Source organism: Candidatus Paracaedibacter acanthamoebae, assembly GCF_000742835.1.
GTDB lineage: Bacteria > Pseudomonadota > Alphaproteobacteria > Paracaedibacterales > Paracaedibacteraceae > Paracaedibacter > Paracaedibacter acanthamoebae.
Map to the genome: position 1 here is coordinate 98,991 of NZ_CP008941.1, position 12,511 is coordinate 111,501.

9 protein-coding genes are annotated in these 12,511 nt (G+C 42.9%); 7 read left to right on the forward strand and 2 right to left on the reverse strand.

Annotated elements, in window-relative coordinates; translation table 11 throughout:
• Window positions 1-571: 571 nt before the first annotated feature.
• Entirely contained in the window at window positions 572-1,465 is an 894-nt protein-coding gene (locus ID47_RS00455) for a LysR family transcriptional regulator (RefSeq protein WP_075261535.1), read from the reverse strand.
• 976 nt (window positions 1,466-2,441) lie between these two features.
• Here ID47_RS00455 and ID47_RS00465 point away from each other — a divergent pair.
• The 7 genes from ID47_RS00465 (at window position 2,442) to ID47_RS11425 (ending at window position 11,413) form a co-directional block, all read left to right on the forward strand.
• Window positions 2,442-3,578: a thiolase family protein gene (locus ID47_RS00465; protein WP_038462743.1), complete on the forward strand. Its 1,137-nt coding sequence runs from the start codon at window positions 2,442-2,444 to the stop codon at window positions 3,576-3,578.
• A complete protein-coding gene (locus ID47_RS00470; RefSeq protein ID WP_038462746.1) occupies window positions 3,578-5,896 on the forward strand; it encodes a 3-hydroxyacyl-CoA dehydrogenase/enoyl-CoA hydratase family protein in 2,319 nt (772 codons plus the stop codon). Before ID47_RS00465 ends, ID47_RS00470 begins: the two co-directional genes overlap by 1 nt.
• Window positions 5,897-5,898: 2 nt before the next feature.
• Window positions 5,899-7,686, forward strand: coding sequence for an acyl-CoA dehydrogenase C-terminal domain-containing protein (locus tag ID47_RS00475; protein ID WP_038462749.1), 1,788 nt, complete (start codon window positions 5,899-5,901; stop codon window positions 7,684-7,686).
• Between the two features lie 10 nt (window positions 7,687-7,696).
• Window positions 7,697-8,515, forward strand: coding sequence for an SDR family oxidoreductase (locus tag ID47_RS00480; RefSeq protein ID WP_038462751.1), 819 nt, complete (start codon window positions 7,697-7,699; stop codon window positions 8,513-8,515).
• Between the two features lie 341 nt (window positions 8,516-8,856).
• Entirely contained in the window at window positions 8,857-9,741 is an 885-nt protein-coding gene (locus ID47_RS00485; RefSeq protein ID WP_038462754.1) for a LysR family transcriptional regulator, read from the forward strand.
• A 542-nt stretch (window positions 9,742-10,283) separates the two neighbouring features.
• Complete coding sequence (locus ID47_RS00490; protein WP_038462756.1) at window positions 10,284-10,964, forward strand: hypothetical protein; 681 nt, start codon at window positions 10,284-10,286, stop codon at window positions 10,962-10,964.
• A 101-nt stretch (window positions 10,965-11,065) separates the two neighbouring features.
• Complete coding sequence (locus tag ID47_RS11425) at window positions 11,066-11,413, forward strand: helix-turn-helix domain-containing protein (RefSeq protein WP_051908296.1); 348 nt, start codon at window positions 11,066-11,068, stop codon at window positions 11,411-11,413.
• Window positions 11,414-11,997: 584 nt separating this feature from the next.
• Here the strand turns inward: ID47_RS11425 and ID47_RS00500 are convergent.
• Window positions 11,998-12,444: a copper chaperone PCu(A)C gene (locus ID47_RS00500; RefSeq protein WP_051908299.1), complete on the reverse strand. Its 447-nt coding sequence runs from the start codon at window positions 12,442-12,444 to the stop codon at window positions 11,998-12,000.
• Window positions 12,445-12,511: the final 67 nt, after the last annotated feature.

The window sequence follows — 12,511 nt, forward strand, 5'->3', positions numbered from 1 at the left end:
AGTTAAAAAGATCGATACACCCAGCCGTGATCTCGAGATGGCAAGCTGTGGCCCTTATGATTCCGAGACCCCGGGTCAAGTCCGGGGGATACACTTATTGTTTAATCACTCATGTGGTCCCCGCCGGTCTTGTCCTCAACTTGATTGGAGATCAAAGCCGGAAGAAAATGAAGTAAGAACAACAAAAGAAAAATTATCTATAAAAAAATTATGATGGATAATAAGGAGTATAATTTTTGCTTATTGCCCCTAAGACTTAAAAATTATTTTTTTAATAAAGAAGTAATATATTTAAAAAAATTGATGTTACAAAAATTATAAATTTTTTTGTTAAATGTATAGTGGAAGAGAAAAATTTTTCCAAAATTTTGGCGCAAGTATTGACTTCTTGTATTAAAAACGATATTAAATAAGCGTCTAATTGAAAAAGACCACAAATTCAACTAATAGTTGATATCGACAAATAGGGAGAAAAATTATGAACAAAAGAAAATTAGAAAACTTTATATCTCAACCTTGTCTTTCTATTTCTATAATAAAAAGAGGAAATTAACATATTTGGAAGGGAAGGCTAATACTTAGGTCTTCCCTTTTTCAATAAATATTGAAAAAGCTTATCTATTTTTTTTGAATTTCTTCTATTTTCGGGAAAAATATAATAGAGGTCAACAGTGGGGCCTACTAAAGTAGGGATAACTTCAATTAGTCCGCATTCGGGCGTAATAAATAAGTCAGGCAATTCTGCAATACCATATCCCATTTGAGCACTTATAAACATACCTTGTAAAGAATCTATTTCAAAATATGATGTTCTAGGGGCTTGGCCTGCTTTGATGCCCACATTAAGTACCCAATTCGTACTTCCATAAGCAGTATAGTAATTGCCTTTATAGGTTATCAAACGATGGTGATTCAGATCTTCTATGCTTTGGGGAATTCCAAATCTTTTCAAGTATTCGGAGCTAGCAAACAATCGTATATTTACGCTAAAAAGAGGTTTTTGGATAAGATGAGGTTGGTGGGGAATTAAAGCAGATATCACTACATCTCCATCAATGGGAGAAAAATCCTCACTTCTTAGTAAAATTTTAATCTTAATGTCTGGGTGTTTTTTCAAAAAATCTTTTAAAGCAGGAACCAACCAATTGGTACCGGTAAAGGGAGTCGTCACAATTTTTAAATCACCACTGATCTCATCTTCTTTTTCATGAAATTTTTTTTCAAAACTATCTGTTTGCTGAATAATAGTTTCTGCAAATGCATATAATTCCTCTCCGTGAGCCGTAAGTCTTACACCCGCTGGAAGGCGCTCAAACAATTGCGTTTTAAGATTATATTCTAAATCGCCAATTAGAACACTGAGAGAGGGTTGGCTTACATTAAGCTTTGCTGCAGCTTTTGTCATACTACCTTCTCGAGCAACCATATAAAATGGTCTTAATTTAGACAGATCTAGCGGTCTCATGGTTAAGGTCCGATTTATTTAATCAATATGTATTAATTCTTATATTAAAATGAATTTTTAAAATAAAGGTTAATTTTATGTAGGATTGTGATTAAATATTTTTTTCCGGGCAAGTGCAGCGCGACCCGGAAACTCGAGATTACAGGGGCAATCGCTTGTCAGGTCGAGATCCCGCTCTTCGCGGTGCTCCGGCCGGGAAAGTAGAAGGGAAGAACAAGCTCGGCCGAGAAAAAGAACCCTCTTTCCGGGCAAGTGCAGCGCGACCCGGAAACTCGAGATCACAGGGGCAATCGCTTGTCAGGTCGAGATCCCGGCTCTTCGCGGTGCTCCGGCCGGGAAAGTAGAAGGGAAGAACAACCTCAGCCGGGAAAAATCCCCTCTTTCCGGGCAACCGAAGGGCGACCCGGAAACTCGAGATCACAGGGGCAATCGCTTGTCAGGTCGAGATCCCGGCTCTTCGCGGTGCTCCGGCCGGGAAAGTAGAAGGGAAGAACAAGCTCAGCCGGGAAAAATCCCCTCTTTCCGGGCAAGTGCAGCGCGACCCGGAAACTCGAGATCACAGGGGCAATCGCTTGTCAGGTCGAGATCCCGGCTCTTCGCGGTGCTCCGGCCGGGAAAGTAGAAGGGAAGAACAAGCTCAGCCGAGAAAAATCCCCTCTTTCCGGGCAACCGAAGGGCGACCCGGAAACCATACCTGCCTCGGGAGGGTAGCAAGGCTTAGGAAAGTATAGCTGTGAAAAGCCATACTGCTCCAAAAGAGAGGCATGGATTCCGGCTCAAGGCCGGAATGAGGGAGAACGCTACTATATACTCTCTTGGTCGCACTACGCTTGCCCGGAAAAAAGGGGGCCTTGAGACTGGCTAGGAAAAGGGGCATATTTTGTTAATCCTTTATTAGGAAGAAATAGCCGGTGAACTTCTCTAATTTATTTGTTACCATTTTAATAAATGTTGAACAAAATTGTAGGAAGGTTCCATGAAAAACGCCGTTATTGCTGGATATGTTCGCACACCCTTTTCAGTCGGGGGGAAGGGAGAATTAACCAAGGTTAGGGCCGATGATATGGCAGCAGAAGTCGTTAAGGGCTTAATTGAGAGAATCAAAGTTAATGTGGACGATATCGAAGATTTAATTTTAGGCTGCGCTTTTCCGGAAGGCGAACAGGGGTTGAATTTAGGTCGACTCGTCGTTTTAAATGCTGACCTGCCGATTACAATTGGTGGCGTCACTGTTAACCGTTTTTGCGGCTCGTCAATGCAGGCTATTCATCAAGCCGTTGGCGCCATCGCCTGTGGTGCGGGCGAGGTCTTTATTTGTGCCGGTGTTGAATCCATGAGCCGCGTTCCCATGGGGGGGTTTAATCCCTTGCCAAATCCAAAGCTTTATGAACGGTTGCCCGGTGCCTACATCGGGATGGGCGATACAGCTGAAAATGTGGCTGAACGGTGGAAGATTTCTCGCAAAGAACAGGAGCAACTCGCCGTTGACTCCCATGCGAAAGCCGCCAAAGCCCAAGCAGAAGGCCGTCTAGCTGATGAAATTATCCCTCTCCAAACTAAAGCGGGTATGGTTGATAAGGATTCCTGTATTCGCCCTGGAACTAATTTAGAAGCTTTGGCAAACCTGAAGCCAGCTTTTGATGTTAACGGAACTGTAACGGCAGGGACATCATCGCCCATTACTGATGGGGCGGCGGCTGTTCTGGTTTGTTCTGAAGATTATGCGAAAAAACATGGTCTGCCCATGCTGGCAAGAATTAAAAGCTTTGCAGTTGCTGGATGTGATCCCGACATTATGGGAATTGGCCCTGTAGCGGCGGCAAAAAAGGCTCTAGAGCGCGCTGATTTAACCGCCCAAGATATGGACATTATTGAATTAAATGAAGCGTTTGCCTCCCAAGCGATTGCCTGTGTCAAAGAGCTTGGCCTGGATTGGAACAAAGTGAATATCGATGGCGGGGCGCTTGCTCTAGGTCATCCGCTCGGCGCCACTGGAGCTCGTATTACAGGTAAAGCTGCGGCGTTATTGCAACGGGAAAAGAAAAAGTATGCTTTGTCAGCCCAATGTATTGGGGGTGGGCAAGGAATTGCAACAATTCTGGAGGCGATTTAATGGTGAAAGAGATTAAAAAAGCCGCGGTTATTGGCGCGGGTGTTATGGGCAGTGGCATTGCCGCCCATATGGCCAATGCAGGCATTCAGGTTTTATTATTAGATTTACCTCAATCGGGGTTTGGTCAAAAAAATAGATTAGCTGAAGACGCTCTCGAAAAAATGAAAAAGACAGATCCCGCGCCCTTCATGTCGGCGGATGCTGCCAAGCGCATCACAGCGGGGAATACGGATTCTGATCTTGATAAGCTGGCAGGCTGCGATTGGGTGGTGGAAGCAATCATCGAAAAGATTGAGTATAAACGTGATCTTTATGAAAAGATTGAAAAGGTTGTGCGGCCAGGTACAATTGTTTCTTCCAATACCTCAACAATTCCGATGGAAAAGCTTATTGAAGGACGAACAGTTGACTTTAAAAAGAATTTCTTTATTACTCACTTTTTCAATCCACCCCGTTATACCCGTCTTTTAGAAATAGTTTCTTCTAAAGAATCTGATCAAGAATCTTTAAAGACGCTTTCTGATTTTGGCGATAGAGGGTTGGGCAAAGGCGTGGTTCACTGCAAAGATTCGCCCGGCTTTATTGCCAACCGTATCGGCACTTTCTGGATTCAAAAAGCCATGGTTGAAGCCTTAACGCATGATATCTCCGTCGAAGAAGCCGATGCCATCTTTGGTCGTCCGATGGGGATTCCGAAGACAGGTGTTTTTGGTTTGGTTGACTTAGTCGGGTTAGATTTAATTCCGCTCGTCATGCAAAGCATGCGTCAAGCCTTACCAACAACGGATCCGTTCCATACTTCTTATAAAGATATGCCTGTTATCAATAAATTGATTGAAGAAGGATATACAGGCCGTAAAGGGAAGGGTGGTTTCTATCGTTTAGACAAGAAAGCTGATGGGACTAAGGTCAAACAATCCGTTAATTTGAGGACGGGAGAGTTTGCCCCCTCCAAAAAGGCAAAGGTAACTGTTCTTGAGACAGCAAAAAACAATCTGCAGCTCTTGCTTTCCTCAAAGGATCGCTATAGCGAGTTCGCTTGGAATGTCTTATCCGAAGTCTTACGGTATACCGCTGATATTGTTGATGAGATTGCTGATAATATTGCAGACATCGATGCTGCCATGCGTCTTGGATATAACTGGAAATTTGGTCCCTTTGAGTTGATTGATAAAATCGGGGCAAAATGGTTGGCTGATCGCTTAAAGACGGAAGGTCGTGCCGTTCCCAAAATTCTAGAAGCCGTTGGGGAGGGGACATTCTACAAGGTTGAGAATGGGCAGATTCACTATTTTGACGGTAAGGGTTATGAAAAACTGAAGCGTCCAGAGGGTGTTTTATTACTTAGCGATATTAAATTGCGCTCCAAACCCATTGCGAAGAATGCATCGGCTGCTTTGTGGGACATTGGCGATGGCGTTGTTTGCCTTGAGTTTATCAGTAAGATGAATTCTCTCGACCCTGAAACCATGAAGATGATCTTCAAAGCCATTGATATTGTTCAAAAAGATTACAAAGCTTTGGTGGTTTATAATGAAGGGTCAAACTTCTCTGCCGGTGCCAATCTTGGTTTAGCCTTATTTGCCATGAATGTGGCATTATGGCCTCTTATTGCCGATATTGTTAAGGGTGGCCAAGACGCTTACAAAGCCCTGAAGTATGCACCATTTCCGGTGATTTCAGCGCCTTCAGGGATGGCGCTGGGGGGTGGCTGTGAAATCTTGTTACACAGTGATGCTGTGGTGGCCCATGCCGAATCTTATATTGGGTTGGTCGAAGTTGGTGTTGGTATTGTCCCAGCTTGGGGTGGGTGTAAAGAAATGCTGCATCGTTCGATGAACAATAAAAAACGACCCGGCGGCGGTATGGTTGCTGTGGGTAAATTATTTGAAACCATCGGCACAGCCCGTGTGGCTAAGTCCGCATTTGAAGCCAAAGAATTATTATTCCTCCATGAAGAAGATCCAATCGTTATGAACCGTGATCGTGTTCTTGCGACTGCCAAGGCCCAAGCTTTATCCATGGTTGAGGGGTATAAGGCGCCCGAACCGATTGTGTTTAATTTGCCGGGTGGGGGAGCACGTGTTTCCATGAATATGGCTGTCAAAGCGATGGTCAAATTAGGTAAAGCAAGTGCCTATGATGAAGAGGTTTCTAAAAAGCTTGCTTATATCCTGACAGGAGGAGACGATGAAGCTTCAACCGAGGATGAGATTTTAGCCCTTGAAAGGGAAGCTTTCATGGCGTTGGTCCGCAATCCGAAGACCCACGCACGTGTGGAGAGTATTCTTGAAACCGGAAAACCATTGAGGAACTAACGATGCCAACTTATAAAGCCCCTTTACGAGATATGATGTTTGTTCTTGATGAAGTGATCGGAACAAGCCGTGTTCAATCAATCCCTCAATTTTCTGAGGTTAACAGAGACTTAATTGAAGCTGTTTTTAATGAATCGGCTCGCTTTACTGAAACAGTTTTGCACCCCCTCAACCAATCAGGGGATAAGGAAGGTTGCCATTGGCATGACCATGCCGTCACAACCCCCAAAGGCTTCAAAGAAGCCTATAAAGCTTTCGTGGACGGTGGGTGGCCGACCTTAACGGGCAATGCCGAATATGGTGGACAAGGACTGCCTAACGTCATTTCCATGATGACGGAAGAAATGATTTGTTCCTCTAATCTTGCTTTCAGCCTTTACCCTGGGCTTACCCGAGGCTCATCCATCATGTTAGAGCGTCATGGAAGCAAAGAGCTTAAGGATAAATACCTGCCAAAATTGATTCAAGGAACCTGGGCCGGCACCATGTGTTTGACAGAACCCCATTGTGGAACGGACTTAGGTTTACTGCGAACAAAAGCTGAACTACAGTCCGATGGGACCTATAGAATCTCTGGAACGAAGATTTTCATTTCGTCGGGTGATCATGATTTAACGGACAACATTATTCACTTTGTGATTGCCAGAACGCCTGAAGCAGCTCCTGGCATTAAAGGGATCAGTTTGTTCCTCGTGCCTAAATTTATGGTGAACGAGGATGATAGCTTAGGGGAACGTAATCCTGTTTTTTGTGCCTCCATTGAACACAAAATGGGAATCAAAGCCTCCTCAACCTGTGTGATGAATTTTGATGGCGCGGTCGGTTATTTGGTGGGGGATCTCTACAAAGGGATTAACAACATGTTTACCATGATGAACACCGAACGGATTGGCGTTGGCATGCAGGGACTGGGCATTGCTGAAGTTGCTTATCAAAATGCCTTGGCTTATGCACGGGACCGTTTGCAAGGGCGGTCTTTAACGGGGCCAAAATATCCCGATAAGCCAGCTGATCCATTGATGGTTCATCCCGATATCCGGCGGATGTTGTTGACGATGAAATCCATGAATGAAGGATGTCGTTTGTTAGCAGCGTGGGTGGCCGAAACTTTAGATGTCATGGAACACAGTAGTGATCCTGTTCAAAAGCAAGAAGCCGAAGATTTTGTCCAGCTCATGACCCCTATCATTAAGGCATTCTTGACCGATGTTGGGACAGAAGGGGCTAATCTGGGGCTTCAAGTTTTCGGCGGACATGGTTATATCCACGAATGGGGCATGGAGCAATTTGCTCGGGATGCACGGATTGCGCAAATTTATGAAGGAACTAATGGGGTGCAGGCGCTCGACTTAATTGGTCGTAAATTACCAGCTCATGCCGGGCGATTCTTGCGGCGCTTCTTCCATCCGCTGGATGCTTATTTAACTCAACACGCGACTAATATTGACTTAGCTGACTTTATTCAACCGCTGGCTAAGGTTTATGGTCGTTTGCAACACGCGACGGTCACAATTGCCACCAAGGCGCTGGGAAATGCGGATGAGGCGGGAGCCGCGGCAACCGACTATTTGCGGTTGTTTGGATTAACGGCGCTTGCTTACCTATGGTGTCGTGCTGTGGAAGTGGCCCAAGCGAAAATCGGCCAAGGAGAAGATGATTTCTATGAAGCCAAAATTCACACGGCAAGATTCTTTATGACAAAGGTTTTACCTCAATCATCAGCCTTGTTCTCGCAGATTATGGCTGGGGCAAAACCGTTGATGAATTTTGATGATAAGCACTTTGGATAAGGAAAAAGCTATGTCCTTAAACGGTAAAACTTTGTTTATAACAGGCGGTAGCCGCGGTATTGGCCGCGCTATTGCTTTAAAATGTGCGCAAGACGGGGCAAATATTGTGATTGCGGCAAAAACGGATGAGCCACATCCTCGGTTGCCTGGGACGATTCATACGGTTGCTAAGGAAATTGAAGCAGCCGGTGGCCAATGTCTTCCTCTTAAGGTGGATGTGCGTCAAGAAAGCCAGATTCAAGAGGCGGTGCAGCAAACTGTTGAGCGGTTTGGGGGAATTGATATCGTTGTGAATAATGCAAGTGCCATTAGTTTAACCGGCACGTTGCAGACGCCGATGAACCGTTTTGATTTGATGATGGCAGTGAATGGTCGGGCAACCTTTGCCACCATACAAGCCTGTTTGCCACATCTTTTCAAAGCGGCTAATCCTCATGTATTGACTTTATCGCCGCCGCTCAATAAGGATCCTAAATGGTTCAAAAACCATGTGGCCTATACCATGTCAAAGTATGGAATGAGCATGTGCGTTCTCGGAATGGCAGAAGAATTCCGCGACAAAGGAGTCGCTTTTAATGCCTTATGGCCTGTCACAGCAATTGCAACAGATGCTTTTAAAGCAATCGGGGCCGATATACCGTTTGACTGTATGCGCAAGCCAGAAATTGTTGCTGATGCCGCCTATGCGATTTTGAATCGAAATGCCAAAAGCTGCACAGGCAACTTCTTTACCGATGAAGAAGTGCTGCTTGCCTCAGGTGTGGATGACTTATCGTCCTATGCAATGAAAGAGGGGGTTCCCTTGATGCCGGATTTCTTTTTAGACTAGCAAAGCTTTACAAAAAACATTTCCCCGGACTTGATCCGGGGTCTTGAAATCATAAGGGTTACCCGCTTGTTATCTCGAGTTCCCGGCTCTACGGCCGGGAAAAGGGAGAAAATGGTAAAATAGTAGCCATACAAAAGAACTTATTCCCCGGACTTGATCCGGGGTCTCGAGCTCACAAGGGCCAGCGTCTGCCATCTCGAGGTCCCGGAGCAAGTCCGGGAAAGGAAGCGCATTATGAAAAAATATTTAATCACAATCCTACATAAAATTAACCTTTATTTTAAAAATTCATTTTAATATAAGGATTGATATGTATTGATGAAATAAATCGGACTTTGTTGATGAGACCCATTGATCTGTCTAAATTAAGACTTATTTATGAAATAGCGCGTGCAGAAAATATGACTCGTGCAGCTGATAAGCTTAATCTAACGCAATCAGCTTTAAGTAAAGCACTCATTACTTTAGAAGATCAAATTGGAACAAAACTCTTTGACAGAATTTCGACCGGCATGCGACTTACGCCTCAAGGGGAAAGATTATGTCTTTTTGCTGAAAACATTCTGCAACAAGCCAGCAGCTTTGAGAGAGTTTTTTACGAAAAAGAAGATGAAGCGGAAGGTGAGATAAAAATTATTACCACTCCTTTTGTGGGTGCTGTCTGGCTAACCCCTATTTTACCCAGTTTTTTAGAGAAATATCCTAAAATTAAAATAAAAGTTTTACTTAGAAGTGATAATATTGATATTTCTGAAGGGGATGTTGCTATATGCCTTTTTAGGCCTCACCAACCTGAATTAATACAAGAACATCTTTTTACGACTTATATTCGTCTTTTTGCTAGTCCCCTATACCTTAAAAAGTTTGGTAAACCTGAAAAACCAGAAGATCTAGATAACCATCGGCTTATTACTTATAGGGGTAATTATTATAGTTCATATGGAAGTACCAATTGGGTTTTAAACGTGGGAAGGGAAAAATTTGGTTATCCTAGAGAATCATATTTTGAAATAGACTCTTTGCATGGAATGTTTAATAGTTGTCTTTATGGAATAGGAATTACAGAGTTACCAGATTACTCGGCTGTATTAAGTTCTGAGTTTATAGACATATTTCCTGATATAATTGGACCAGAAACTCCCATGTATTATGTGTTCTCCAAGAGGAGAAAAAATTCTAAAAAAATTAGATTATTACTAAAATACTTAAAAAGTAAAGGGAAGTGAAGATAGCAATTGATTTCCTATCTTCCTTTACCCTTAAGCATACTATTTAGCAATGCAGATACATAAATTTGGGGTACATTCTATCTCTTCTAATTTTACATAACGCATAATTTTTTCCTTGTTCTTATTAACAACTATCAGTTGATTTTTACGTTTTTTTAACTATACATTTCTTAATACCTTTTTTGTGTGCTCCCGTCAATGTCATTTGCCCTTGGGTAGAGAAGAGATTTTTTCTCTTTATCTCACCCTAATAGTCAAAAAATATATGTGAAATAATTTTAGATTAATGTATTTAAAAGTCTTTTATTTAATAATAAATTATACCATATAAAATATTATCCAATGTTTTATATTAACCTAATTTTTATGTCATAATCTTATTCTCTTTCTTCTAAATTTCCAAAAATGGCTTAATTCCTTATCTTTAACCTTAAAGCAACAACTTTTTTTCATAAGACTGAATCTTTCTTCCCATTTGGAGAATCTTAAGAAATTGCTTATTAAGAGGTCCAGCACCAAATATTTAGAAAGGTTTTATTATGATTTCGAGTAATAGGTTAACACCATTTAAAGAATTAAAAAATTACGTTACATCTTGGCAGAAGGAAGAGCTGGCTTTCTCCTATGAGCTTGACTGTTCGGTAACGCCAGCCGGGTTGGTATTAACATTACATCAGTCCCAGACTGCGTTCTCTTTAGCTATAACAATCCAACCTTCTCCTGATTCTTTACGCATCAGCAGTTTTACGCTTGAAGAAGAGTCCCATTTAGGTGATCTCTCTCAGCCCTTGTATGATGCCGCCTTGATTGAAATGGTGCTTCAAGGGCTAGATTTAATTGCCTTCTGTGCCCAACGCTTTAACAAGCAAGAGGTTAATTTTATGCTTTCTTCGGATGACGCCGATCATCTGACTTCTTTAAAAAGTCTATTCCAGTCCATCTCTACCCATACCACCATTCATGGAAAACGCCAGCTATTGACGCTAATAATAGGGGACGAGTTCTTTGAAACTATGGAAAGCATGACAGTTCAACTGCACCAAAAATTGTGGGGTCATCAAAAGTCAGATTTAGTGGTGAGAAAATACTTACAAAGTGCCGATCGAACAAATGCCCCCGTCTTAAGTTTTCTTTCCCTTCATAAGAAAGATACCACTGTACGCCAAGTTGGAAATGTGATTGCTTTTCCGAAAGCGTCTCAGCATAAAACAGCCATTTAAAAGTCCCCTAAATTAACAAAGATTTTATCGCTAAAGGAACCAGGTTTTCTGGGCCTGCAGACCCTTTGTTTACAAAAAATTTAAAAGGTAGTTGTTATACTATGAACTCAAAATTGTCCTCCATAGAAGCCCATATTGGCCAACAAATCAAAAAAAGACGGGTGTCTTTAAATCTTAAACAGCATGACTTAGCCAAATTGCTTAAGATTACACAGCAACAACTTTCTAAATATGAACGGGGGATGGATAAGTTACCGCCTTATCGCCTGTATCAATTGTGTAAGGTGCTCTCTGTTACACCCAACTTCTTTTTCGACGGCCTAGAGGGTGTGTCAATCTGCCTGACCGAGCATGGGAACTGGCTTGTTTATGAAAACTTAAAAGGACAAAAAGTCCAACTTAAACTTTGTGAGCTTTATGGAACGGTTTCGGATGTAAAGATTATATAGAAAAATAAGAGATCATAGGGTGTTACCGCTTGTTATCTCGAGTTCCCGGCTCTTCGGCCGGGAAAAGGGAGAAAATGGTAAAATAGTAGCCATACAAAAGAACTTATTCCCCGGACTTGATCCGGGGTCTCGAGATCATAGGGGTCACCGCTTGTCAGCTCGAGTTCCCGGCTCTTTGGCCGGGAAAAGGGAGAAAATGGTAAAATAGTAGCCATACAAAAGAACTTATTCCCCGGACTTGATCCGGGGTCTCGAGATCATAGGGGCCACCGCTTGTCAGCTCGAGTCCCGGCTCTTTGGCCGGGAAAAGGGAGAAAATGGTAAAATAGTAGCCATACAAAAGAACTTATTCCCCGGACTTGATCCGGGGTCTCGAGATCATAGGGGTCACCGCTTGTCAGCTCGAGTTCCCGGCTCTTTGGCCGGGAAAAGGGAGAAAATGGTAAAATAGTAGCCATACAAAAGAACTTATTCCCCGGACTTGATCCGGGGTCTCGAGATCATAGGGGCCACCGCTTGTCAGCTCGAGTTCCCGGCCGGAGCACCGCGAAGAGCCGGGAAAAGAGAGAGGGAGAGAAGGTGAGTTAGGCCACCGGATTTTGGACGGTATAGTCAATATCGATGGGGCCGGCTTTTTCAAAATTAAGGCGAATTTTCAAGATTTCACCTTCTTTTAACTCGTGCTTTAATCCCATCAACATAACATGTAACCCACCGGGTTTAAAATTAACTTCACCGTCTTTGACAATAATGTTGGCCACAGGGCGCATGCGCATGATGCCATTATCATTAATATGATCATGAAGCTCAACTGTTTCACAGGCGCTACACTCTGCACTGAGTAATGTGTCGGTTGCTTTCATGCACTTTAATTTAATTGTCATATAAGCGCCGGTGTTTTTGCCAGCCAGTGCAGGACGCACTAATGGTTGTTCGATGTGAATATTTTGTGATGTCGATTCTGGGCAACAATCAGCCATGGCCCCCGTTGTTGTTAAGAAAAGAATCGTAAGCAAGAATTTTGCCTTCATTTTTAATCTCCAGAAAGTTATGGTTTTAGATGTACTGAAGAATCATAATAAAAAATAGATGACAGTT

Excerpts from the sequence above, each read along its gene's own strand:
- ID47_RS00475 (WP_038462749.1), top strand. The coding sequence starts at position 5,899 with ATGCCAACTTATAAAGCCCCTTTACGAGATATGATGTTTGTTCTTGAT.
- ID47_RS11425 (WP_051908296.1), top strand. The coding sequence starts at position 11,066 with ATGAACTCAAAATTGTCCTCCATAGAAGCCCATATTGGCCAACAAATC.
- ID47_RS00470 (WP_038462746.1), top strand. The coding sequence starts at position 3,578 with ATGGTGAAAGAGATTAAAAAAGCCGCGGTTATTGGCGCGGGTGTTATG.
- ID47_RS00485 (WP_038462754.1), top strand. The coding sequence starts at position 8,857 with ATGAGACCCATTGATCTGTCTAAATTAAGACTTATTTATGAAATAGCG.
- ID47_RS00480 (WP_038462751.1), top strand. The coding sequence starts at position 7,697 with ATGTCCTTAAACGGTAAAACTTTGTTTATAACAGGCGGTAGCCGCGGT.
- ID47_RS00455 (WP_075261535.1), bottom strand. The coding sequence starts at position 1,465 with ATGAGACCGCTAGATCTGTCTAAATTAAGACCATTTTATATGGTTGCT.
- ID47_RS00500 (WP_051908299.1), bottom strand. The coding sequence starts at position 12,444 with ATGAAGGCAAAATTCTTGCTTACGATTCTTTTCTTAACAACAACGGGG.
- ID47_RS00490 (WP_038462756.1), top strand. The coding sequence starts at position 10,284 with ATGATTTCGAGTAATAGGTTAACACCATTTAAAGAATTAAAAAATTAC.
- ID47_RS00465 (WP_038462743.1), top strand. The coding sequence starts at position 2,442 with ATGAAAAACGCCGTTATTGCTGGATATGTTCGCACACCCTTTTCAGTC.